The organism is Corynebacterium faecale (genome assembly GCF_030408735.1).
Classification (GTDB): domain Bacteria; phylum Actinomycetota; class Actinomycetes; order Mycobacteriales; family Mycobacteriaceae; genus Corynebacterium; species Corynebacterium faecale.
Genome location: NZ_CP047204.1, coordinates 949,116 through 971,696, shown reverse-complemented (window position 1 = coordinate 971,696; position 22,581 = coordinate 949,116). Strand labels below are relative to the sequence as shown.

Sequence of the window (22,581 nt, the reverse complement as noted above, 5' to 3'; positions counted from 1 at the left end):
TTGTTCTCACGGCTCGATGATTTCCCGGGGTACACCCTCGGGGAGTTCCCCGTGCTGATTGCGGTAGTACTCCACGTATGCCCTCACTGCTGTCGGGAGGGTTTCAAAAATATAGTCCTCACCGATGAGATCGATGAAACCGGTGGGCTCAAGACGCCGGTACAGGTCTTGTTTAACCCGCGCGAGGGTGAAACGGATTCCCCGCTGTTCCAACTGGGCACGTAATTCCTCCAGGGCATCCACAGCGGTGAGATCGATTTCGGTGTTCGCCTCGGCGTTGAGAAGGAACCATTCCACCGGCACTTCGGAACCATCAACCGTCTGTAGTGCGCGCGCCACGAAGTTCTCCGCGTTGGCGAAGAAGAGTGGTGAATCGTAGCGGAAAACAACCAGTCCCCGAACCGCGGTTGCGTCTTCATAGTCTTCCAGACTGTGCATCCCTGGAACCCCGGGTGCATAACCAAGGACATCAGCATGGGGCCGGGTGATGCGTCGGATCAGATCCAGAATCGACAGTGCAATGGCGAATCCGATCCCCACCAGCACACCGAAAATCACCACGGCAGCTGCGGTGGCCGCCGTGATGACAAGTTCACTACGCCGGAACCTACCTATGCGTCGGAGCTCCGTGATATCGATCAATTGGGTGGCTGCATAGATAACCAGGGCTCCGAGCGCGGCATCCGGGAAAGATTCCAGAACAGGCCCAGCGAACATGAGCACCATCACCACTGCAAGGATCACCACGAGGGAATGCACCTGTGTTCTGGCCCCGGCAGCATCCCCGAGCACTGTCCTGGAGCCACTGGAGGAAACTGGAAACCCCTGCAGAAAACCGTTGGCCATGTTGGCGGTGCCCAAAGCCAGCAGCTCCTGATTCGAATCAATGACCTCTCCCCTGCCGGACGCGAAAGCTCTGCCGGTGAGGATATTGTCTGAAAACCCGACGATGGCGATCCCCACTGCAAACGGCAATAGCGACCAGATCTCGAGATCCCCAAGGTCTGGAAGCCGTGGCTCAGGAAGGCCACGGGGTACCTCACCGATGACCTCCAGCCCGAGACGCTCCAGATTAAAGATGGCCACAACGGCACCGGCGATCAGCAGGACCAGGAGTGCGGATGGCCATTTGGGGAGCAGCCACGTGGCCACATACAAGGAGATGAGAACAGCAACGGCCAGCACCACCGTCGGCAGGTGCACTTGAGGGAGCTGGGAAAGAAAAGACCTGATCTCCCCGTAGGAATCCTCCCCTTCTGTATTGAGTTTGGTCACTTTCCCGAGCTGGCTCACGATCATGAGCAGGGCGATACCGATGAGATACCCGATCAGTACGGGGCGGGACAACAGTGTGGTGAGAAAACCCAGTCGCGCGATGAAAGCGATGATGCAGACGATTCCAACCGCGATGGCGAGGATAGCAGCTACCTCAGCGTAACGATCCGGCCCGCCAGCAGCCCCGACCAGGGCCCCAACACCGGCTGCGGTCATCAGGGCTGTGGTGGATTCCGGCCCAATCGACAGCTTCCGTGAGGTGCCCAGGAAGAAATAAATGAACATCGGTGCAAGCGTCGCCCAGAGCCCAACCACTGCGGGCAGTCCGGCGATAACGGCATATGCCATCACCTGGGGCACCAGATAGGCAGCAACGGTCACGCCAGCAACAACATCACCGCGCAGCCAGGGACGCTCATAGCGGCGCAGCGCTGCCACACCGGGAAGAAAACGCTCCCACGCTGCTCTGTCACCTTTCATACGTCGAGATTACCCCGACCCGTAAACCACAGCACGCCAAGAACAAAGGGAGGGCCTTCGGAGTTCTGATGAACTCCGAAGGCCCTCTACTTATCGTGCGCCTGGTTATTGCTTAGTGCTCAACAGGCTTTTCGACGCCCACTCCAGTCAGGGAGCGGACTTCCATCTCAGCGCGCTTGAGTGGGAAGTTGTCAGGCTTGCCCAGGAAGGTACCGATGATGCCCAGGAGGAAACCGGTCGGGATCGCGATGATCGCCGGGTTTGTCAGCGGGAACCATGCGAAGTCGGCATTCGGCAACATGGAGGTTGCTGCACCGGACACCGCCGGGGAGAAGATGATCAGGATGACCGAGGTCAGCAGACCACCGTAGATGGAGAACAGTGCACCGGTGGTGTTGAAGCGCTTCCAGTACAGGGAGTACAGAATGGTTGGCAGGTTCGCTGCGGCTGCGATGCCGAAGGCGAGTGCCACCAGGAAGGCGATGTTCTGTCCCATCGCACCGATACCCAGAACAATGGACAGCAGGCCGATGACGATCACAGTGATACGGGAGACCCGGACCTGCTCCTCCTCAGTTGCCTTGCCGTCGCGGATCACCGAGTTGTAGATATCGTGAGCAACAGAAGCTGAGGCGGTGATGGCTAGACCTGCGACCACAGCGAGGATGGTGGCGAATGCAACTGCAGAGATCATGGCCATGAAGATGGTGCCACCGACACGGGATGCCAGCAGGAGGACTGCGGAGTTCGCACCACCCGGGGCGTTGGCGATCTGGTCAGCACCTACGAGTGCGGCTGCACCGTAACCCATGACCACGGTCATGAGGAAGAAGAGCGCAACAATCGCGATGGTCCAGGTCATGGAGCCGCGTGCTTCCTTGGCGGTTGGCACGGTGTAGAAGCGCATGAGCACGTGTGGCAGACCTGCGGTACCGAAAACGAGTGCGGCCCCCAGGGAGATGAAGTCCAGCTTGGTCAGCTCGTTGGCACCGTACTGCAGACCCGGGCTGAGGATAGCGTCACCCTGTGGGTGGTTCAGCACTGCGGCCTCGAGGACGGCATTGAATCCGCCCTTCACTGCGAAGAAAGTCAGGAGGGTGATCACGATGGAACCACCGACGAGCAGAACCGCCTTGATCATCTGGATGTAGGTGGTGCCCTTCATGCCGCCGACGAGGACGTACACGATCATCAGGACACCGACGATGGCAACAACCACAGCCTGGGCTGCAGCACCGTTGATGCCCAGCAACAGGGCGACAAGTCCACCGGCACCGGCCATCTGAGCGATGAGGTAGAACAGTGAGATTGCCAGGGTGGAAATGGCGGCGGCCAGGCGAACGGGCTTCTGCTTGAGGCGGAAGGACAGCACATCAGCCATGGTGAAACGACCCGTATTACGGAGTGGTTCAGCAACGAGAACCAGCGCAACGAGCAAGGCGATCAGGAAGGCGACCGAGTAGAGGAAGCCATCGTAACCATTCAGCGCGATGGCGCCGGTCACACCGAGGAAGGCTGCGGCGGAGAGGTAGTCACCAGAGATGGCGAGGCCGTTCTGGGTACCGGAGAAGGATGCGCCACCGGTGTAGAAGTCGGTGCCCTTCTGGGAGGTGGTGCGGGTTGCCCGGACCACCACGGTCATGGTGACCACGATGAACAGAATGAAAATGGAGATGTTGAGGATCGGGTTTCCCGTGGAAACCTGCTCAGCTGCCAGGGTGTGCATTTAGTTCACCTGTCCTTCAGGGTGGGCGTTCGCCACTGGGGAGCGATCCTCCAGCTGGCCACGGATGGCAGCTGTTGCAGGATCTAGTTTCTTATCAGCAAAACGGACGTACGCCCAAGTAATCAGGCCTGCGGTAACGAACTGTGCGAGACCGAGGACCATGCCGATATTGATGACGCCGTAGACGGGAGTGGACACGAAGTCCGTCGCGTAGGTGGCGATGATGATGTAGAAGAAGAACCACACCAGGAAGGCGATGGTGATGGGGAAGGCAAACTTACGGAAAGTACTGCGCAGTTCGCCGAACTCCTGAGATTCACTCATTTCGAGGAACTCTTCAGGGGTAGGGGCAGAAGGATTCATGATCCACCTTAGAGAATCAGTGACTCAAGCCACGTTGTTAAGAACGTGTGTGACAATATACAAGTAAAATCATGCCGTCAATTTGACGCAGGTCACAGGGCCCTAGCGATGCAAATCACACCATTAGCAAAGATGTGAAGAAGGGATCGCTTGCGAATTCTGCAAAGAAGAATCTTTACATTTCCGGCACTCATCAGGGAGTTTTCCCAGGTTTTTGTGAACTTTGTTCACTTTCCGAACATGTATGGATGCGCGCCATCCAATCTGACCAAACCCATACTTCGGGGGTAGCTGACTCAATAACCCCACTCCCCCGCATGGAGCCCTCCAGAAGATCGCTCTTTCAATTTCCGGACACCTCCCCAGGCAGCTTTGCTTTCGCAGGCTCGCGTGAGTACCAGACCTTTTAATTTTTCTGCCTCAACCACAAATCTGGTGCCATGGAGAAGAAGGAATGAGACAGCACGGTCCGGGGATCCAGTACCTGATCAATACTGCTCAAGCCTTCAGGCCAAGACAGTGAGTTTCTGCACCCCTGGTCTCCAGAAAACTGCTCGCACAGCCGTAAGTTCCTTGAGATGGGGAGACGTCACCGCATCCAGGGCTTGGATATAGTCTGGGACAATCTCACGTGGCAGCCTTAACCCCATCGTCAAATGTGGAATCCAGCGGGGACCCCGACCATCTGGGTTGAGCGCACTGATACGACGGGCAGCAATCTCCAACTCATCCGAGGTTTCCAGTAGCCACGCAACAGTCTGCTTACGCTTCGTTCCGAATACAACGGTGCCCATTCTCTGAAAGCGGGCAGGTATCACGGGTGGAAGCAGTTCAGTGGCATGCTGAACCACATCGGCGGGCATGGCCTGTGAAAACGTAATAGTGATGTGAGGCGTCTGCTGCTGTGCAGGAAATCCCCGCGCTTCGAGGAGCGAGAATATGTCACGAATCTGCTGTTCCTGTTCATCCCGAAGGTGAAGCAGGATGTTCTCGGGCGAAGTCATGACCTGTGTTTCCACCGTTTCCTCATCGCGCAAAATGAATCAACAATTTTCCAGAACGTCGGAGGAAGGCTCAGCTCTCTGATCCTCACCGGAGCCTTCCAATCCCGATTGTTCAGTCCTCGAATGCCGCTTTCATGCACCGCATGGCAGCGAGAGTCTTCGGTACGCCGATATAAGGCATGAGGTGGACGAAGCATTCGGCGACTTCTTCCTTGCTCATCCCGGCCGACTCCACCGCAGTCTTGATATGTCCTGTCAACTGCGGCTCAGTTCCACCCATGGCAGCCAAGGCAGCCATGTTGAGCATCTGGCGGTCCCGCAGTTCCAGGCCATCCCGCTGATAAGTTCCGCCGAACACCGCGCCAACCACCCAGTCAGACGCGCCCGGGGCGAATTCATCCAGCTGTTGCTTCCAGGCTGCTGCACCTTCTGGGGACTGGGTCTCTTTGACGAACTGATTGCCTTTATCCATGCTTAATTCCACAGTATCCTCCTCGGGATCTCTGATCATTGTCCTCAACCAGGCTAGCTGAGGATCGAACTCTCATCGATCACCCACTGACTATGAACCGGTCTCCCTAACGTCGAAGCGCGCAGAACTCAACCCCCAGAGTTGCCTGGATCAGGAACAACCCTGAGTACCGTTGAGCTATGGAACGCATCGCGATACGGAGCCTGGAAGTGCAGAACCACGACCTCCTCGTGGAGGCAACGCTTGGCAACCTGAACTGGTGCGGAGAAAGACTCACCCGAGAAGATATAACTGATAGCCCGGAGTTTTTCCGCTACACACGATTGCATCCAGAACATGGGGATTTCGGGTTGGTGGCAGAGCGTGGTTCTTCGCTAGCCGGGGTCGTGTGGCTCCAATTCCATCCAGCTACCGACCCAGGTTATGGCTTTGTGAATGAGGAGACCCCGGAGCTCAGCATCTGGGTGCGTGACACCGAGCGTGGCAGTGGGTTTGGACGCATGCTCTTACGCGCCGCCATTCTCGGAGCTCGAAAGAGAAAACTCTCTGCTGTTAGCCTGTCGGTTGAGTCTGGCAATCCCGCTCGACAGCTCTACGCCAGCGAAGGCTTCACCGACGTTTCAGGCCGGGAAGCGGACGGCGTCATGCTGTGGACTGACACAGTGTGCCAACAGACATAATGGTTTAACTTAAAGTCCACAGCGCAGCGTTAACAAACTGCGCGTTCGGGACAGTCTTCTAGGATTCCTGGAAATAGACGGGGCTAATCCATGTCGACTTCCCCAGATCCACCGAACGAAGCTCTTCCACACTCGGCGGGAGATACTTGTCGGGAACTGGAACCTGCCAGCGAATTTCGTCCGCTTCTGCGCCGACGATTTTCGGCACGAGGTTCTCACCATAGAACCACATGTCGCTGAGCACACTCACTTCCTGCATCTCCACATCAGCTACCCGCCAAGACCATCTGGAAGGGTCATCTTCATAGCAATAACCCAGGTATCCATCCTGGGCTCCTGCCACAACGTGAAGCACGAAATGGATGAATGAACCATCATCCCAGGCAGCGACAATGCTGAAGGTCGGAAGCTTTCGAATGCCGTCTTCAATATAAGAGCTCTCGTCCCGGCGCCAACCGAGTCCCTGGTCCAGGGCACGCACAAAGTTGTCCAGATCCAACCGAGGCCCATCCGGATCAGCTGAGTCCCGTGCCTGCTGGAGTCGTTCCTCGATCTGGCGCGCTGTAATTGTTGCAGCCTGCTCAGAAATATCTTTCTTAAGATCCCGGACCTGTTCAATCGCCGTGTCTATTTCGGCCAACTCTTTAGCGGAAGCTGAACGACGGCGCACCAGAAGTTCATATAAGGAGCGTTCGGCAGCGGTTGCCTCGGATGCGAGCATCACGAGGATTTCGGAGTCACTCACGCTTTGAGTACGTACTTGAGGGTCTCCACCACCTGGTCGGTTGTCGTGCACCAGGCCTGAGCTTCGGCGTCAACTTCCTTGAGTGGATGGATGATCTCTGCATCGTGGAGCGTCACATAGGGCTTGCCCAGCGCGGCACAGTAGCCAGCATCGAAGGCGGCGTTCCACTGCTTGTACTTGTCGCCGAAACGCACCACCACCAGGTCGCTCTGCTCGATCAGGGTGCGGGTGCGAATCGCATTGACCTTGGCGGACTGGTGATCACGCCAGAACTGGTTATCATTTTCGCCCAGATGGTCGCCGGCTGCGTCGCTCGCAGGGTGGTCTGTCACCGGTGCGGTGAACACCACATCCAGCCCGGCGGCCTCGGCGCCACGTTGGATTTGTTCCCGCCAATCGGTGTGGATTTCGCCGGAAAGATAAACTGTGAAACTCATGGCTCAAAACTCCTGTATCGGGTGTAGACGGAATCATTCTGCTTCCTTGTCTAGCCAGCCTAATACTTTAAAGATTTGAACCAGGATCGAGCACCGGAGAACCGGGTTAAACGTTGAACTTGAAGTCCACCACGTCGCCGTCGGCCATGACGTAGTCCTTGCCTTCCTGGCGGACCTTGCCCTGGGCCTTGGCTTCTGCCATGGAGCCTGCGGATTCCAGGTCGTCGAAGGAGACGATTTCGGCCTTGATGAAGCCACGTTCGAAGTCGGAGTGGATGACGCCGGCAGCCTGGGGGGCGGTGTCGCCCTTACGGATGGTCCAGGCGCGGGTTTCCTTCGGGCCTGCGGTGAGGTAGGTCTGCAGGCCGAGGGTTTCAAAGCCGGCGCGTGCCAGGGAGTGCAGGCCCGGTTCGGTCTGGCCGACGGATTCGAGAAGCTCAGCGGCTTCGTCATCGTCCAGTTCCAGCAATTCGGTTTCGGTCTGGGCATCCAGGAACACGCAGTCAGCTGGTGCGACGAGGGCGCGGAGTTCGTCCTTCTTGGCGTCGTCGGTAAGCACCTCTTCATCGGAGTTGAAGACGTAGAGGAACGGCTTGGCGGTCATGAGGTGCAGATCGCGGATCAGGGCAAGGTCGACTTCACCGGTCTTGTCGGCGGAGAAGAGCGTGCGGTCATCTTCGAGGACGGCCTGTGCCTTCTTCACCTCGTTGAGGGTGTCCACGAGGGACTTGTCCTTGCGGGATTCCTTCTCCAGGCGTGGGATGGCCTTTTCGATGGTCTGCAGGTCAGCCAGAATCAGCTCGGTGTTGATCACCGAGATATCAGCGGAGGGGTCGACACGGCCGTCGACGTGGATGACATTGTCATCGCTGAAGGCGCGGACCACCTGGCAGATGGCGTCCGCCTCGCGGATATTAGCCAGGAAGGCGTTGCCCATGCCCTCGCCCTCGGAGGCACCCTTGACGATGCCGGCGATGTCCACGAAGGACACGGTGGCGGGCAGGATGCGCTCGGAGCCGAAGATCTCAGCCAGGCGTGGCAGGCGGTCATCCGGCAGCTCAACCAGGCCGATATTCGGTTCGATGGTGGCGAACGGATAGTTCGCAGCCAGCACATCATTACGGGTCAGGGCATTAAAAAGCGTGGACTTGCCAACATTGGGCAGGCCGACAATTCCAAGAGTAAGGCTCACGGGCAGTCATCCTATCAAGTCTTGCCCCCAAGCAGGTAGAAGGCCTCTGACTAACCCCGGCGCGGGGATCGCAGCTAACAGGGGAGGGCGTGTAGTCCAGGTCACTTTCCTATGGTAATTTCATCGCACATCCGTTCTTCGGTTTCAGAGCGACCACATCTACCCCCGTGGTTCAGTCCTGGCGACCACTCCCCCGTGTTTCTCCTTGATCAATGGAGCGTCAACGATGTCTTCGCCATCCAAAACCGGCCCTCAGCGCCGTGAAGTTTTTTCCTCCCGTTATGTCTTCATGCTCGCCGCCATCGGTTCGGCCGTTGGCCTCGGCAATATCTGGCGATTCCCCTACGTTGCCTACGACAACGGTGGTGGCGCCTTCCTCATCCCCTATATGATTGCGCTGCTGACCGCCGGCATCCCGCTGCTGTTCCTGGACTTTGCGTTCGGCCACCGGTACCGCGGCAGTGCGCCGCTTGCTTTTCGACGTTTTAAAAAGCGCTCTGAATCCCTCGGTTGGATCCAGGTGGGTATCGCCTTCTTCATCACCATCTACTACGCGGCGATCATCGCCTGGGCCGGACTTTATGCGTTCAAATCACTGAACCAGGCCTGGGGTGATGACCCGGACACCTACTTCTTCAGTGAGTTCCTGCAGTTCGACGCCGAATCTGCCTTCTCCCTGGATATCGTCCCGCAGATCGCCATCGCGCTGTTCATCGTGTGGGTGCTGGCCATCGCTGTTCTGGCGGTGGGCGTGGACAAGGGCATCGGCAAGGTGTCGATGATCTTCATGCCGATCCTGGTGGTCATCTTCTTCATCGTCTGTATCCGCGCAGTATTCCTGCCGGGCGCTGAGGTCGGCCTCGATGCCCTCTTCACCCCTGACTGGGCCGCGCTGCAGAACCCGACCGTGTGGGTGGCGGCCTATGGCCAGATCTTCTTCTCACTGTCCGTCGGTTTCGGCATCATGCTCACCTACTCCTCATACCTGAAGCCCCGCACCAACCTCACCGGAACCGGTCTGGTCACAGGTTTTGCCAACTCCTCCTTCGAGGTACTGGCCGGCATCGGTGTCTTCGCAGCCCTCGGCTTCATGGCTGTGCAGTCCAACGTGGCGGTGGATGAGGTGGCCACCTCGGGCATCGGTCTGGCCTTCGTGGCCTTCCCTGCCATCATCAACCAGATGCCACTGGGTGGCCTCTTCGGTTTCCTGTTCTTCGCCTCGCTGTTCATCGCCGGGTTCACCTCCCTGTTCTCGCTGCTGGAGGTTGTTGTCTCTGCAGTGAAGGACAAGTTGGATCTCAAGCGCAAGACCGCGGCGATCAGCGTAGGTGTGGTCATGGCCGTGCTGTCCCTGGGCCTGTTCTCCACCACCTCCGGACTGGCTTCCCTGGACATCATGGATAAATTCACCAATAACGTGGGCATCGTCGCCATCGCCTTGATCGTGGTGGTTGTGGTCGACTGGGTGCTGCGTCGCATCGACGAGTTCTCCATGCACCTGAACACGGTGTCCTCCTTCCGTGTCAACACCGTCTGGCGTGTCTGCGTGGTCAACATCACCACCCTGGTTCTGGGTTTCACCCTTTTCCAGGAACTGATCTCACTGGTCCAGGAGCCTTATGGCGGCTACAGCGAACTTCAGGTGGCCCTCTTCGGTTGGGCGGTGCTGGGCATCATCATCGTCGTGGCCATCGTCGCACCGATGATTCCGTGGCCTGGCCACCTGAGCCTGGACGGGCCTCCCGGTTCAGATTTCGGTGTTCTGCCGGAGTTCCGCCGCTCACTCCACCGCCCACGCCGGTGGACCTCCACCGCACCATTCGAACCGTTTGAGGCATCCGAGGGCGCCCGCACGGTGCCGATCGTCATCAACACCACTCCGGAAGGAAAGTAAGCACCATGAGCACCACAGCCATCATCATGATGACCCTGTTCATCGTCGTTATCTGGGGCGGACTGGTCTTCAGCGCCCTGGCGCTGCGCCGCGAGCCCGATGAGCGCACCGGTTCCTTCGGCACCTCCCCACATGCCACTGACACCGTCCTCATCGAGCAGGAGCTGGACCGCACCGCAACCGCTTAACCACCGCACCACCTCGCGGGCGTCGATAAGCGCTTGGTGGGGGTGTTGCATGCTTATGGCCCCGTTTAGGGGCACAATGGGAAACCGTGGCAAGGATGGATGATTTTCCAGAACAACTCGAGGCCTTTGTTGATCACGACACCGACGAGGCTCCTTCGTCTGTGTCCGCATCCGATCCGGAGGATCAACCGGCCCGCATAGACCGCTCCGTGGTCATCGGCGACAGTCTCCGACAGGTGGCCATGTGGTGCCTGCGACTGCTGCTCATCATCGTCGCCGGTTATGTGGGTTGGCTGATTCTGGGGCAACTCTGGCGTGGTGTGCTGCCGGTGATCCTGGCGCTGATCGTGTGCACGGTGTTATCCGCTCCGAACATGTGGTTGCGGAAACTGAAATTCCCACCAGCGGCTGCAGCCGCAACCACCATCATCATCTTCTTCGCCGCGATCGCCGGGGTATTCTGGTTGATCGCGCCGAGCATTGCACGGCAATCACAGACCCTTTATTACCAGGTATTTGATGGCATCCTCAGCGTGCAGTTGTGGTTGCAGGGTGAACCTTTCAACCTGAACTCCGATGATCTGGCCAACTTCTTCAACGAGGTAGCAGGGTGGCTACAGAATCAGGCTGGCACCATCGCCGGCGAGATCTTCTCCGGCCTGGGCATGGCCACCAGCGTGATCATCACCCTCGGCGTGGTCCTGGTGCTCACCTTCTTCTTCCTCAAGGACGGTGACCGTTTCCTCCCCTGGGCACGTCAGGCGGTGGGTGAAACGGCCGGTTGGCATCTGACAGAGCTGCTCACCCGCGCGTGGACCACACTGGCGGGATTCATCCGCGCGCAGGCGATCGTCTCAGCGGTGGATGCCGTGTTCATCGGCATCGGTCTGGTGATAGTGGGTGTGCCGATGGCCTTCGCACTGTCGGTGATCACCTTCGTCGCGGGCTTCATCCCCATCGTCGGTGCCTTCACCGCAGGAGCCCTGGCCGTGCTCATCGCACTGGTGTCACTCGGATTCACCGAGGCGGTCATCGTGCTCATCATCGTGGTGGCGGTCCAACAGCTCGAGGGCAATATCCTGTCCCCGATGCTGCAGTCGAAGGCGATGAACATTCACCCGGTCATGGTGCTGCTGTCGGTGACAGTCGGCGGCACACTATTCGGCATCATCGGTGCGTTCCTGGCGGTTCCCGTCGCTGCGATGATTGCCGTGGCCTTCCGCTATTTCCAGGACCTCACCTCACTGCGGGCCGGGGAGAAAGCACCCGAAGATATCACGTACATCAGCCCCTATGGGGTCTACGCCGCCCGGCATGCGGCAGACAACGGTGTACAGCTGCGCCGCAATTATTACCGCAGTGCACTGCCCGAACAGAAGCCTGAAGAAACCGTCCTGGCCAGGGTTCGCGAGGTCCCTGTGGTGGAGGACCCCAATGAGATCCGGCGGGCGATGTTGAAGAAACGCTTCTCACAGGGACGGAAGATCACCTCACGGGCGTTTGAACTTGTGCGGCGTCGTAAATGAGCCCTGTATTCCCCGAGGAATAGGGGACCCGATCGGAGCAAACCGGGCGGTGAAGTCCAGTTTTCCACCCGATACCGGTAAAGTGATCACACGTGTCACATGGATCAGCATCGCCGAGGAGAAGTTCCAGACCAGCCCAGCAGGCCCAGTTCGTGGGTCTGCCCACGTGGTCGGGCCCTTCTGTCGTCCTGGCGTCCCTGATAACCGGCCTGTTGCTGAGCCTGCTGCTCGGTAATCTGGGCCTGCCCTATCAGCTGATCTTCATCATCGGCAGTCTCGCGATCGCACTTCTGGTGGAAGCCCGGGGACTGTTCCTGACGGTGGCATCCATTCCCCTGCTGTTTGGCATCCTCACCCCGATGACCGCCTGGTTTGTCTCCCAACAGGGTATTGCCGGCGGTCAGGGTCTCTCCACCACCGCGATTCTCACGGCCATCTACCCGCTGGCGCAGATGTTCCCCACACTGGTCATGGTGACTGTGCTGTGTGCCGTCATTGGCATCGTCCGGATCAGATTGCTGCGACGCAACCACCAACACCAACAGGTCAGCGGTGAGCAGGCCCGGCGCGCCCAGCGCGAAGCTGACGTGGCCAACGCAACGGTAGCGAGCCGTGCCCGCGAGCAGTCATCCAGGGTGCGATCCCGGAGGATGCAGGAAACAACGGGCGACGGTCAGGTCACCGTTGATGAGTTGATCCGGCGCAGCCGGGAGCGGCGCCAGCAGGCGCCCAATCCTGGGGATTTCACCCCGGGACCAGCTGGACCCCCGCCCCCGTCGGAGCGTCGACAAGCTCCCCCGGCGCGCAGGCGCCGCTCTGTGGACGATGACCTGTACAGCTAGAAAAAGCCCAACCTTATGAAAGGTTGGGCTTTTCTCAGCTCTGGTTACTTGGCTGGACGCAGCACACGGGGCAGGGCGAAGACGATCTTCTCAGCGGCGGAGGTGACCTCTTCCACGTCGTCATAGCCGTAGCCGGCGAGGCGCTCGATGACACCCTGCACAAGGATCTCTGGAACGGATGCTCCGGAGGAGATACCGATGGTCTCTACACCTTCAAACCAGGCATCATCGATCTGGTGGGCGTAATCAACCAGGTAGGCGCTCTTGGCACCGGCCTGCAGGGCCACCTCGACCAGGCGGACCGAGTTGGAGGAGTTGGTGGAGCCGACCACGATCATGAGATCGCAGCGTTCAGCAATAGCCTTGACCGCTACCTGACGGTTCTGGGTTGCATAACAGATGTCATCGGATGGCGGGTCCTGCAGCTGTGGGTAGACGCGCTTGAGCTCGCGGACGATCTCCATGGTCTCATCCACCGACAGGGTGGTCTGTGACAGCCAGATGAGGTTCGGCTCATCAGCGAGGAACTCAGGAAGGTGGGGAATGCTCTCGATCCCGTCCACCAGGTGGGTCTTCTCGATGGAGTGCCCCATGGTGCCCTCCACCTCCTCGTGGCCCTCATGGCCGACAAAGAGAATATGGAAACCCTGCTTATCAAAACGACGGACCTCGTTGTGGACCTTGGTCACCAGCGGGCAGGCAGCATCAATGGTCTTGAGGTTCTTGACGGCGGCCTCCTCATGGACCGCCGGGCTGACGCCGTGGGCGGAGAACACCATGTGTGCCCCATCCGGAGCTTCCGAAGCCTCTTCAACAAAGATGGCACCCTTCTCGGCGAGGGTATCCACGACATAACGGTTGTGCACGATCTCCTTGCGCACGTACACGGGGGCGCCGTATTCCTCCAGTGCACGCTCCACGGTTTCTACTGCGCGGTCTACTCCGGCGCAGTATCCGCGAGGGGCTGCAAGCAGGATCTTCTTTCCAGTTTGGATGCTTTGGCTGGTAACAGGTGAGCTCATGGCTCCCAGCGTATCCAACCTTTGCCGAAACACCTAGACTAGGAAGCTGGTCATCCCCGGTGACCGTGGTTTCAGATGCATTTAACCATGATTACTGGGGTGAAATTCACTTGAGGCCACTGGAATAAGGAGGGTCACACGCCTGTGCCGTCTGCGAAATCAACGCCGGATACCCCCTGGCCGGTTCGTGAAGTCAACACCCAGGTCAAGAACTGGGTGGAGAGACTCGGTCATCTCTGGGTGGAGGGACAGCTCGCCCAGATCAACGTCAAACCGAACTGGAAGCTGTCCTACCTGACCCTGCGCGATGTGGAGCAGGAGGTCTCGGTCCAACTGACCTGTCCCACCGAGATCATCCGGAACCGCCCCACCCCGCTCAAAGACGGTGACCGCGTCATCGTTTATGGCAAGCCTGCTTTTTATGCCGGACGGGGAACCTTCTCACTGTGGGTGACTGATATCCGCCCTGTGGGTATCGGTCAGCTGCTCGCACGCATTGAAGAACTCAGGAAACAACTTGCGGCGGAGGGACTGTTCGACCCTTCCCGAAAGAAGCCCCTTCCGTTCCTGCCGAAATGCGTGGGGTTGATCACCGGCCGTGGATCGGCTGCGGAACATGACGTGCTCAGTGTCGCCCGCGACCGCTGGCCCGAGGTGCAGTTCAAGGTGATCAACACCGCTGTGCAGGGCGCTTCCGCTGTGCCGGAAATTGTCACTGCATTGGGGGAACTGGATCAGGACCCATCGGTAGACGTGATCATCATCGCCCGCGGTGGCGGTTCTGTGGAGGACCTACTCCCCTTCTCCGAGGAGGCACTCCAGCGGGCGGTGGCCGCGGCGCAGACCCCGGTGGTCTCCGCGATCGGCCATGAACCGGACACACCCATCCTGGACAACGTGGCCGATCTCCGTGCCGCGACCCCCACCGACGCCGCCAAACGTGTGGTGCCGGATGTGAATGAGGAACGTCTGCTCATCCGTCAGCTGCGCGATCGCAGTGCCGCTGCCCTACGCGGCTGGGTGGCACGCGAGCAGCAGGCGCTGGCTTCTATCCGAACCCGGCCTGTCCTGGCTGATCCGATGACCCCGATCGTGCGTCGGCGTGAGGAGGTGGAGCGTGCTGTGGCACTACTGCGCCGCGATATCAATCACCTGCTGGTTTCGGAGCAATCCATGGTGGCTTCTCTGCGCGCGCAGGTGTCCGCCCTCGGCCCCTCCGCGACACTCGCACGGGGATATTCCGTGGTCCAGGTGGTTCCCCGTGACGGGACACCACCCGAAGTGGTCACCACCATCGAACAATCCCCACCGGGCAGCCAGCTGCGTATCCGCGTCGCAGATGGCTCGATCACTGCTGCGGCCATGGGTGCGCAGAAGTCTGACTAAAGCTGAGTCATTGAGCTCTTCCGTCAGCATTTTCTGACTGTTTTTAACCATTGAGATTTAACTGATGAGCTTTAACTAATGAGGAGAACTGAAGTAATGACCAATCCCGATGTGATCGGATCCGGTGCCGGCAATTATGACTTCGAGCCCGTTGATTCCCTGTCCTACGAGCAGGCACGCGATGAACTGGTGGAAATAGTGAAGATCCTTGAGCTGGGCCAGATGGGGCTGGATGAATCCCTGAAGTACTGGGAACGTGGCGAGGCACTGGCGAAGCGCTGCGAGGAACATCTCGCCGGTGCGTCCAAGCGCGTGGAGCAGGCGCTGAACAACTCGGGAGAGTAGAAGCTGAAAGTATTGCTATCAGTGGACGGGCTGATCTGACTGCTTTGACCTGCAGGCTTCAGAAAAGTTGTCGACCCCCTAGCACGCCTGATGGGTGCAGTTCAGGTGCGAGGGGGTCTGGCCGTCCGATGTGGACATGCTTCAGTTGCTCTTCAATTTCTCTTCAGTTACTCCGACGGGATCGGCTCTGCGGCGATAATTGCGGAGAGCAGTTCGTCGAACTCCTCATCAGTTGCAGCGCCGGAAACCATGACCCGTGCGTCACCCAGATCAACAACGCGCAGATCCCGGACGTCACTGGCTTCGGAGGTGAAGATCTCCACGGTTTCGCCGTCGAGCTCAAAGGACTCGGAGAAATCCCGCCATCTGCCGTCATAACCTTCAACAGCATCCTGGACAGCTTCACCGGTCTGGGTCATCTGCAGGTAGCCGGTGTCCCGGGTGATATAACCGATCACGGGTGCTGGGGTGTCATCGACTCTGGCGCGCCTCGCGGAGTTGGTCACCCAACCTTCCGGGGTCTCAGGCTCACGCACGGCGAACTCCATGCCCCGGGCTTCCATAGAAATAAATGTTGAGGCATCAACCTGAGGAATCTGTCCCTGTTCCGGCGCCCCGGGATTAAAGGAACACATACCGGTGAAGCCCACTGCACCGACCATGACGATGCCTGTGACAATGAGGGACAAAATGATGTCCCTGCTTCCTTGGAAAATTCTCGGTCGATTATCAGCCACCCGCATAGTATGGCATGAAAATTACCCCTCCCCCTCTTTCGGGTGCGGTAAAACCAAACGGAAGCGAAGAAAGGTGCAAGAATGAGGGAAGCGTCGGGTCAGCCCTCACGGTAACTGACCTGTGCCAATATTTAGCAGGAATCGCTTCGGAATCTTGCTACAGTCTTGTTGAAAATTTAGTTTAGAACCACGCTTCAACCGGCAACCTATCGCGCACCAGCGCCGATACCACCCAGTCGAGGCAGGCAACTTCAGCGCCCTCAGGAGGCCACACACATGAACGCACTGCACCCCGAACAACCGGATCGTAACCTGGCCATGGAACTGGTACGCGTTACGGAAGCCGCAGCGCTGGCATCCGGACGTTGGGTTGGACGCGGAATGAAGAATGAGGGCGACGGTGCCGCAGTGGACGCCATGCGCAAGCTCATCAACTCGGTCACCATGAAGGGTGTCGTTGTCATCGGTGAAGGCGAAAAGGACGAAGCCCCGATGCTCTACAACGGCGAAGAGGTCGGCACCGGATTCGGCGCCGAGGTTGATATCGCCGTTGACCCGGTTGATGGCACCACCCTCATGGCTGAAGGTCGCCCCAACGCCATCTCCGTCCTCGCCGCTTCTGAGCGTGGCTCCATGTATGACCCATCTGCAGTCTTCTACATGAAGAAGCTGGCTGTGGGCCGCGAAGCCGCAGGCAAGGTCGACATTGAAGCGCCTGTCGCGCACAACATCAACGCCGTGGCCAAGGCCAAGGGCATCAACGCCTCCGATGTCACCGTCATCGTCCTCGACCGCCCCCGACACATCGAACTCATCGCTGATATCCGTCGCGCGGGCGCCAAGGTGCGTCTGATCTCTGACGGTGACGTCGCAGGTGCTGTCGCCGCAGCGCAGGATTCCAACTCCGTTGACATGATGATGGGCACCGGTGGCACCCCGGAGGGCATCATCACCGCCTGCGCCATGAAGTGCATGGGTGGAGAGATCCAGGGCATCCTGGCTCCGATGAATGACTTCGAGCGTAAGAAGGCACATGAAGCCGGTCTCGAACTGGACAAGGTTCTGCACACCAATGACCTGGTGTCCTCCGACAACTGCTACTTCGTGGCAACCGGTGTGACCAACGGTGACATGCTCCGTGGCGTTTCCTACCGCGCCAATGGTGCCACCACCCGCTCCCTGGTCATGCGTTCCAAGTCCGGCACCATTCGCCACATCGAGTCCGTCCACCAGCTTGCCAAGCTGCAGGAATACTCAGTGATTGATTACAGCGTGGCTCCTTAAGCCTCAAGTTCGGGGCGGCTACTATTTGCTGCCCTCGCCCAGTTTTTCTGACAACCCATCCCGGGATCTCTCACCGGGGTGGGTTGTTGTTTTTGCAGCACCGCCACCATGTGCAGCACTGGAATGATGACGAAGAGTAAAAACAAGGGGCAATCTGTCCACTCACCGACTTTTAGTGTGGACATCCAAGCCCCGGAGGAGCCGGGCCGGCTCGGTTACGGCGGTGACGAGCGCCCTGTCGTTGGTCTGTTCGATAACGCAGCAGCAGCCACCGAGTGGTCTTTTAACCACCCGGAGATCTCGACGGAGCTGGAAGGTCAGGGTATCTACCCGTTGATTCCACGTTTCCTGAAACCACGACAACTACCGGTTGCTGTGCAAGGATCTCCTCGAGTCCCTGGCTGATGCGTCCCCGGCTGATGTACCGGGCAAGCGTGTCCGAATCTCCATGCTCGACTACCTCGTGGCCATACTCCCCTACCAGGGCAGCGGCCATGGCACAGGTCCTCGGCTCCCCTGAGTTGATCGAGGATCCACGGTTCATCCGCAATGGTGACCGTCTGTGGAACAAGGAGGCACTGGGGGCCATCATCGAGCCGGCCTTCCGGTCAGCATGGTCAACACCCTTGACCTGGCCCTATCCAATCCGCAGGGAACCGCCGTCAAAGCTCTGGGCAACCCCATCAAATTAGAACGCAATCCCCGCGGTGAGGAGACCTTCCCACCGGCGTGGTCGTGGCACCACGATGTGAAGCGACGGTGGATTAGTGGCGTCCGTTTTTTCGTCGACAAGCGGTCAGCTGATCTGCCAGTTCTGCGGATTGCCGTTGGTCAGCGCCAGGTAGGCATCGCGGATGATGCCCATGGCCAGCGCGCGGGCCAGCTGACGGTCACGGCGCTCGAAGGCGGTGAGCAGGCGCTGGTGATCGCGGAAGGATTCCTCCATGCGCCCGGGTAGCGTCATCGACCTGCGGCGCAGGCGCAGGCTGGACATCCCGATGGAATCAACAAAACCTGCGATGATGCCATTGTTGGAGATCTCCGTCGCGCCCTCGCCGAAGGAGATAGTGGCCCAGAAGAACGCGTTGACGTCCCCGGCCTCAAAGGCCAGACGCATCTTCTCCACCTGCGCCCGCATCGGCTCGAGCTGATTGCCCTGCCAGTTGATACACACGGACTCCGCCATGAAACCGGTGAGCAGCGCACGGGCATGGTACAGATCACGGACCGGTACCTCCAGGAAATCCGCAACCCGTGGGCGTCGACGCGCCGGCACCTCAACCATGCGGTGTTTCTCCAACACGAGCAGGGCCTCACGCACGGGGGTGCGGCTGGTACCGAACTGTTTGGCCAGGTCCACAGAGTTGACCTCATCGCCGGGCAATAAGTCACCTTCGATGATCCGGAGGCCCACATCACCGGCAATCTGAGCAACCAGGGAATCCTCCCGGTCATCCACGCCGAGGTTGCGCATCAGCAGATTTCTCAGATTCTCCCGGAACACCTCATCGTGTGCCGTCGACGAATCATTGGTCTCATGGGTGCTGAGGTCGTCGCTCATGGTTCTCTCCTTGGGCCCTACAGGCATGCTCCATTGATATTAACCGGTGCCCTTTACCCCATGGAGCAGGCACTGCCCACGGTGATCCCCGGTTGGAAACACCCCCTTACCCGTACCCCCTGGGTGATTCGGTCATAATTATTATGGATCCAGCCCACATTCACGGGACATGCCGGTGAGAATCACCTTCTCGCCAGGTAGGATTGGCTCCAGCCGTATTTGACTCCACGTTAGAAATGAGTGATTTCATGACCGAGCAGGAATTCCGCATTGAGCACGACACCATGGGTGAAGTGAAGGTCCCGGCAAAGGCACTGTGGCAGGCACAGACCCAGCGCGCCGTTGAGAACTTCCCCATCTCCGGTCGTGGTCTGGAATCCGCACAGATCCGCGCGATGGGCCTGCTGAAGGCAGCCTGCGCGCAGGTGAACAAGGACTCCGGTGCACTGGATCCTGACAAGGCTGACGCCATCATCGCAGCAGGCAAGGAGATCGCCACCGGCGAGCACGACGCCGAGTTCCCGATCGATGTCTTCCAGACCGGCTCCGGCACCTCCTCCAACATGAACACCAACGAGGTCATCGCATCCATCGCGAAGGCCAAGGGCACCGAGATCCACCCCAATGACCACGTCAACATGGGTCAGTCTTCCAATGACACCTTCCCCACCGCGACCCACGTCGCCGCCACCGAAGCTGCTGTCAATGACCTGATCCCGGGCCTGAAGGTGCTGCACGAGTCCCTGGCCAAGAAGGCCACCGAGTGGGATTCCGTGGTCAAGTCCGGCCGCACCCACCTCATGGATGCCGTCCCGGTCACCCTGGGCCAGGAGTTCGGTGGCTACGCCCGCCAGATCCAGCTCGGCATCGAGCGCATCGAAGCCACCCTGCCACGCCTGGGCGAGCTGGCCATCGGTGGCACCGCCGCCGGCACCGGCATCAACACCTCCGCTGACTTCGGCGCTAAGGTCGTTGACGTCCTCGTCGAGTACACCGGCGTCAAGGAGCTGCAGGAAGCAGCCAACCACTTCGAGGCACAGGCCAACCGCGACGCCCTCGTCGAGTTCTCCGGCGCGATGCGCGTTGTCGCCGTCTCCTTCTACAAGATCGCCAACGACATCCGCCTCATGGGCTCCGGCCCGCTGACCGGCCTCGGCGAGATCCAGCTGCCCGACCTGCAGCCAGGTTCCTCCATCATGCCGGGCAAGGTCAACCCCGTCCTGTGCGAGACCGCCACCCAGGTCTCCGCCCAGGTCATCGGCAACGACGCCGCTGTTGCCTTCGCCGGCACCCAGGGCCAGTTCGAGCTCAACGTGTTCATCCCCGTGATGGCACGCAACGTCCTCGAGTCCGCCCGCCTGCTGGCCAACACCGCACGCGTGTTCGCCACCCGCCTGGTTGATGGCATTGTTCCCAACGAGGAGCACATGAAGCAGCTGGCCGAGTCCTCCCCGTCCATTGTCACCCCGCTGAACTCCGCCATCGGCTACGAAGCCGCCGCGAAGGTCGCCAAGGCTGCGCTGGCAGAGGGCAAGACCATCCGCCAGACCGTCATCGACATGGGCTTTGTCGACGGTGAGAAGCTGACCGAGGAAGAGCTGGACAAGCGTCTGGACGTTCTCGCGATGGCCAACACCGACCGCAAGCAGAAGTTCTAAACACCCGTTTAGCAACTAGATAAGGGGCAGGGCACTTCGGTGCCCTGCCCCTTTTTATGTGCCCGTAGACCCATCAATAATTTCCCACTCCCCGAGATTCCGAAAACACCACGTAAAGCCCCTACTTCACTCCCCCGAGGCCGGTAGCATTTAACTTAATAGCAGGTCTCATAAGGAATCGGTGCGGAGTGGATTATGGCGCAGACAAAATCAGGCAAGAAGCGGGTATTCGTTCGTGGTCACCAACGAAACGGGTCATCCGTCAGAACTCACTACAGAACTCCCCCCTATCGAAAGAACCCATCGTCCTCGGGTGGTTTCTTCAGCTTTCTCATACGACTGTTCCGTCGCTGATGCCGGTCTCGCCGGAGAAATCGCTAATTCCGCACATCTTGAACGATAGCAAAGCACCCCAGCGGAAATGCTTCAGTCAGCTGACCTTCCGTACACGGAGTTCATAACTCACCTGATAACAGACTAACGACTTAGTACCTGAAATCGTCGGGCCCCAGGTCACGGGGGCCGAAATCATCGAAACTGTCCCCGAATCCGTCCTGCTGCAGCATCTCCATGAGGTAGGCATCCGGGCGGACCTCGATGCCGATGGACCCCGGCTGAGGGGTATCGGCGGTGGGGACCGCCCATTCCTCATCCTCGGTGGGTTCGATGATCCGGTAGTCGGTGAAGGTGTTGATCTGGTTGTCGTACAGCAGGTGCAGCCGGGGGCTGATCGAGGTGGGGTTGCCCAGACCGAAACGCATGGCGATGCGCACCATGGAGGTGATGCCGTTCATGAGGTTCTCACCGGTGGTGACAGGCCGGGCGATGAGGAGATCGCGGTCCGGCACGGCGAAGATCACGCCTCTGCTCTGATCAAGGTCCGGTGCCCAGCGCTGCAACAGGTCCGTGAGGAATAACGGCGAACTGCCCAGGTAGTAGGAGGAGGATTCAAACGCCCAGAAATCCGACCCCTCGCCACCTTCATCGTTGTTGATGTAGGTGACGTCCACGTCCGCGTCCAGCAGTTCCTGCCAGGTGTTGCGGTCGGCCGCGCGTTCCAGGGCATCGAGGGAATCGAATTCCTCCAGTTCATGGAGGGGCTGGATGCGGATGGCGTGCTCGGTGTCCAGAACCAGGGCGATGGAGGTGTCCGCGGTGAAGTCCCGCAGCACGGAGGTCTCCCGGATCTGGCGTTCCACCCCATCATTCGGTTCGAGGATGCTGTCCTCCTGCTCCGGGTTGGGCAGCAGGCGCAGGCGCAGGCTCTTGTACAGGTCCGCGGTGGACAGGGTGCTCAGGGTGGCATCTGCCAGGGTGCCGTGCACGAAGTTGTCCACCAGCTCAGGCAACTGTCCCAGATCATCCAGGCCCGCGGCGTTCATGGCCAGGGTCCGCAGGGAGACATGTGCGGCACCACCATCGGGTCGGTGCACCATCGCGGAGGAACCGTCGATGGTGATCTCGGCGTCCTTGAGCGCGAAACGGTACTCCAGTTCGCGGCGGAGCATGTTCGCCCGGGAGCGGTTGAGCTGGGGCAGGTCAGTGTCGGGGAGGAAATCCGCCGGGGTGAGGATGCCATTGCCATCCCGCTCGACCTTCTGCTCCACCGGGTCACCCGGTCGACGACCGGGCACGGGGGTGAAGTCCGGGTTGGTGTCATCGGGGGTGTTTTCAGGCGTAGCAGAATGTTCCACCGATTCCTCCCGGCGGTTCTTTCTGAAACGTCGTCCGAAAAACCCGAAGGCCATGAATCCCGACTCCTTC

23 protein-coding genes are annotated in these 22,581 nt (G+C 59.3%); 11 read left to right on the top strand and 12 right to left on the bottom strand.

Annotation, left to right across the window (positions count from 1 at the left end):
• Positions 1–6: 6 nt before the first annotated feature.
• The 5 genes from CFAEC_RS04525 to CFAEC_RS04505 form a co-directional block, all read right to left on the bottom strand.
• A complete protein-coding gene (locus tag CFAEC_RS04525) occupies positions 7–1,755 on the bottom strand; it encodes a SulP family inorganic anion transporter (RefSeq protein ID WP_290279209.1) in 1,749 nt (582 codons plus the stop codon).
• 112 nt (positions 1,756–1,867) lie between these two features.
• Positions 1,868–3,481 carry a monocarboxylic acid transporter gene (locus CFAEC_RS04520; protein WP_290279208.1) on the bottom strand — a complete coding sequence of 538 codons (1,614 nt, stop codon included), beginning with the start codon at positions 3,479–3,481 and terminating at the stop codon, positions 1,868–1,870.
• Positions 3,482–3,805: a DUF485 domain-containing protein gene (locus CFAEC_RS04515; protein ID WP_290279207.1), complete on the bottom strand. Its 324-nt coding sequence runs from the start codon at positions 3,803–3,805 to the stop codon at positions 3,482–3,484.
• Positions 3,806–4,350: 545 nt separating this feature from the next.
• The gene (locus tag CFAEC_RS04510; protein ID WP_290279205.1) at positions 4,351–4,848 is read right to left on the bottom strand and encodes a 2'-5' RNA ligase family protein; all 498 of its coding nucleotides are present in this window, start codon (positions 4,846–4,848) and stop codon (positions 4,351–4,353) included.
• 112 nt (positions 4,849–4,960) lie between these two features.
• Entirely contained in the window at positions 4,961–5,332 is a 372-nt protein-coding gene (locus tag CFAEC_RS04505; protein ID WP_290279802.1) for a carboxymuconolactone decarboxylase family protein, read from the bottom strand.
• Between the two features lie 167 nt (positions 5,333–5,499).
• Between CFAEC_RS04505 and CFAEC_RS04500 the strand changes: the two genes are divergently transcribed.
• Positions 5,500–6,000 carry a GNAT family N-acetyltransferase gene (locus CFAEC_RS04500; protein WP_290279203.1) on the top strand — a complete coding sequence of 167 codons (501 nt, stop codon included), beginning with the start codon at positions 5,500–5,502 and terminating at the stop codon, positions 5,998–6,000.
• A gap of 58 nt (positions 6,001–6,058) precedes the next feature.
• Here the strand turns inward: CFAEC_RS04500 and CFAEC_RS04495 are convergent, their stop codons facing one another.
• The 3 genes from CFAEC_RS04495 to ychF form a co-directional block, all read right to left on the bottom strand.
• The gene (locus CFAEC_RS04495) at positions 6,059–6,745 is read right to left on the bottom strand and encodes a hypothetical protein (RefSeq protein WP_290279201.1); all 687 of its coding nucleotides are present in this window, start codon (positions 6,743–6,745) and stop codon (positions 6,059–6,061) included.
• Complete coding sequence (locus CFAEC_RS04490; RefSeq protein WP_290279200.1) at positions 6,742–7,182, bottom strand: YtoQ family protein; 441 nt, start codon at positions 7,180–7,182, stop codon at positions 6,742–6,744. Before CFAEC_RS04490 ends, CFAEC_RS04495 begins: the two co-directional genes overlap by 4 nt.
• 106 nt (positions 7,183–7,288) lie before the next feature.
• Positions 7,289–8,374 (bottom strand): redox-regulated ATPase YchF, encoded by a 1,086-nt coding sequence (gene ychF, locus CFAEC_RS04485; RefSeq protein ID WP_290279199.1) that lies wholly within the window; start codon positions 8,372–8,374, stop codon positions 7,289–7,291.
• Between the two features lie 226 nt (positions 8,375–8,600).
• Between ychF and CFAEC_RS04480 the strand changes: the two genes are divergently transcribed.
• From CFAEC_RS04480 to CFAEC_RS04465, 4 genes are all read left to right on the top strand, one after another.
• On the top strand, positions 8,601–10,268 hold the full coding sequence (locus CFAEC_RS04480) for a sodium-dependent transporter (protein ID WP_290279198.1): 1,668 nt from the start codon (positions 8,601–8,603) through the stop codon (positions 10,266–10,268).
• A gap of 5 nt (positions 10,269–10,273) precedes the next feature.
• Entirely contained in the window at positions 10,274–10,456 is a 183-nt protein-coding gene (metS, locus tag CFAEC_RS04475; protein ID WP_290279197.1) for a methionine/alanine import NSS transporter subunit MetS, read from the top strand.
• Positions 10,457–10,551: 95 nt separating this feature from the next.
• Positions 10,552–11,982: an AI-2E family transporter gene (locus CFAEC_RS04470; RefSeq protein ID WP_290279196.1), complete on the top strand. Its 1,431-nt coding sequence runs from the start codon at positions 10,552–10,554 to the stop codon at positions 11,980–11,982.
• 92 nt (positions 11,983–12,074) lie between these two features.
• Entirely contained in the window at positions 12,075–12,824 is a 750-nt protein-coding gene (locus CFAEC_RS04465) for a DUF6542 domain-containing protein (RefSeq protein ID WP_290279195.1), read from the top strand.
• A gap of 44 nt (positions 12,825–12,868) precedes the next feature.
• Here CFAEC_RS04465 and CFAEC_RS04460 read toward each other — a convergent pair whose 3' ends face one another.
• A complete protein-coding gene (locus CFAEC_RS04460) occupies positions 12,869–13,846 on the bottom strand; it encodes a 4-hydroxy-3-methylbut-2-enyl diphosphate reductase (RefSeq protein ID WP_290279194.1) in 978 nt (325 codons plus the stop codon).
• 144 nt (positions 13,847–13,990) lie between these two features.
• On the opposite strand from CFAEC_RS04460, the gene xseA reads away from it, so the two are divergent.
• Both xseA and CFAEC_RS04450 read left to right on the top strand, forming a co-directional pair.
• Positions 13,991–15,232 (top strand): exodeoxyribonuclease VII large subunit, encoded by a 1,242-nt coding sequence (gene xseA, locus CFAEC_RS04455; RefSeq protein WP_290279193.1) that lies wholly within the window; start codon positions 13,991–13,993, stop codon positions 15,230–15,232.
• 96 nt (positions 15,233–15,328) lie between these two features.
• On the top strand, positions 15,329–15,577 hold the full coding sequence (locus tag CFAEC_RS04450) for an exodeoxyribonuclease VII small subunit (RefSeq protein ID WP_290279191.1): 249 nt from the start codon (positions 15,329–15,331) through the stop codon (positions 15,575–15,577).
• A 167-nt stretch (positions 15,578–15,744) separates the two neighbouring features.
• Here the strand turns inward: CFAEC_RS04450 and CFAEC_RS04445 are convergent, their stop codons facing one another.
• Positions 15,745–16,320, bottom strand: coding sequence for a DUF4245 domain-containing protein (locus CFAEC_RS04445; RefSeq protein WP_290279190.1), 576 nt, complete (start codon positions 16,318–16,320; stop codon positions 15,745–15,747).
• Positions 16,321–16,590: 270 nt separating this feature from the next.
• Here CFAEC_RS04445 and glpX point away from each other — a divergent pair, with 270 nt between their 5' ends.
• The 3 genes from glpX to CFAEC_RS04430 all read left to right on the top strand — a co-directional run bounded on the left by glpX (position 16,591) and on the right by CFAEC_RS04430 (position 18,290).
• Positions 16,591–17,598 carry a class II fructose-bisphosphatase gene (glpX, locus tag CFAEC_RS04440; RefSeq protein ID WP_290279188.1) on the top strand — a complete coding sequence of 336 codons (1,008 nt, stop codon included), beginning with the start codon at positions 16,591–16,593 and terminating at the stop codon, positions 17,596–17,598.
• Between the two features lie 177 nt (positions 17,599–17,775).
• Entirely contained in the window at positions 17,776–18,003 is a 228-nt protein-coding gene (locus CFAEC_RS04435) for a hypothetical protein (RefSeq protein ID WP_290279187.1), read from the top strand.
• 89 nt (positions 18,004–18,092) lie between these two features.
• Positions 18,093–18,290, top strand: a complete 198-nt coding sequence (locus CFAEC_RS04430) for a hypothetical protein (RefSeq protein ID WP_290279186.1) — start codon at positions 18,093–18,095, stop codon at positions 18,288–18,290.
• Between the two features lie 104 nt (positions 18,291–18,394).
• On the opposite strand, the gene CFAEC_RS04425 is transcribed toward CFAEC_RS04430, so the two are convergent.
• Positions 18,395–19,159 carry a GntR family transcriptional regulator gene (locus tag CFAEC_RS04425; RefSeq protein ID WP_290279184.1) on the bottom strand — a complete coding sequence of 255 codons (765 nt, stop codon included), beginning with the start codon at positions 19,157–19,159 and terminating at the stop codon, positions 18,395–18,397.
• Between the two features lie 248 nt (positions 19,160–19,407).
• Between CFAEC_RS04425 and CFAEC_RS04420 the strand changes: the two genes are divergently transcribed.
• A complete protein-coding gene (locus CFAEC_RS04420; RefSeq protein ID WP_290279182.1) occupies positions 19,408–20,817 on the top strand; it encodes a class II fumarate hydratase in 1,410 nt (469 codons plus the stop codon).
• Between the two features lie 485 nt (positions 20,818–21,302).
• Here the strand turns inward: CFAEC_RS04420 and CFAEC_RS04415 are convergent, their stop codons facing one another.
• A complete protein-coding gene (locus tag CFAEC_RS04415) occupies positions 21,303–22,565 on the bottom strand; it encodes a hypothetical protein (RefSeq protein WP_290279181.1) in 1,263 nt (420 codons plus the stop codon).
• Positions 22,566–22,581 lie beyond the last annotated feature (16 nt).

Coding starts and splice junctions, on each gene's coding strand:
- CFAEC_RS04430 (WP_290279186.1), top strand. CDS start 18,093: ATGGCACAGGTCCTCGGCTCCCCTGAGTTGATCGAGGATCCACGGTTC.
- CFAEC_RS04445 (WP_290279190.1), bottom strand. CDS start 16,320: ATGCGGGTGGCTGATAATCGACCGAGAATTTTCCAAGGAAGCAGGGAC.
- CFAEC_RS04525 (WP_290279209.1), bottom strand. CDS start 1,755: ATGAAAGGTGACAGAGCAGCGTGGGAGCGTTTTCTTCCCGGTGTGGCA.
- CFAEC_RS04470 (WP_290279196.1), top strand. CDS start 10,552: ATGGATGATTTTCCAGAACAACTCGAGGCCTTTGTTGATCACGACACC.
- CFAEC_RS04420 (WP_290279182.1), top strand. CDS start 19,408: ATGACCGAGCAGGAATTCCGCATTGAGCACGACACCATGGGTGAAGTG.
- CFAEC_RS04415 (WP_290279181.1), bottom strand. CDS start 22,565: ATGGCCTTCGGGTTTTTCGGACGACGTTTCAGAAAGAACCGCCGGGAG.
- CFAEC_RS04510 (WP_290279205.1), bottom strand. CDS start 4,848: ATGACTTCGCCCGAGAACATCCTGCTTCACCTTCGGGATGAACAGGAA.
- CFAEC_RS04460 (WP_290279194.1), bottom strand. CDS start 13,846: ATGAGCTCACCTGTTACCAGCCAAAGCATCCAAACTGGAAAGAAGATC.
- CFAEC_RS04515 (WP_290279207.1), bottom strand. CDS start 3,805: ATGAGTGAATCTCAGGAGTTCGGCGAACTGCGCAGTACTTTCCGTAAG.
- CFAEC_RS04520 (WP_290279208.1), bottom strand. CDS start 3,481: ATGCACACCCTGGCAGCTGAGCAGGTTTCCACGGGAAACCCGATCCTC.
- CFAEC_RS04490 (WP_290279200.1), bottom strand. CDS start 7,182: ATGAGTTTCACAGTTTATCTTTCCGGCGAAATCCACACCGATTGGCGG.
- CFAEC_RS04500 (WP_290279203.1), top strand. CDS start 5,500: ATGGAACGCATCGCGATACGGAGCCTGGAAGTGCAGAACCACGACCTC.
- CFAEC_RS04450 (WP_290279191.1), top strand. CDS start 15,329: ATGACCAATCCCGATGTGATCGGATCCGGTGCCGGCAATTATGACTTC.
- glpX (WP_290279188.1), top strand. CDS start 16,591: ATGAACGCACTGCACCCCGAACAACCGGATCGTAACCTGGCCATGGAA.
- CFAEC_RS04425 (WP_290279184.1), bottom strand. CDS start 19,159: ATGAGCGACGACCTCAGCACCCATGAGACCAATGATTCGTCGACGGCA.
- CFAEC_RS04480 (WP_290279198.1), top strand. CDS start 8,601: ATGTCTTCGCCATCCAAAACCGGCCCTCAGCGCCGTGAAGTTTTTTCC.
- metS (WP_290279197.1), top strand. CDS start 10,274: ATGAGCACCACAGCCATCATCATGATGACCCTGTTCATCGTCGTTATC.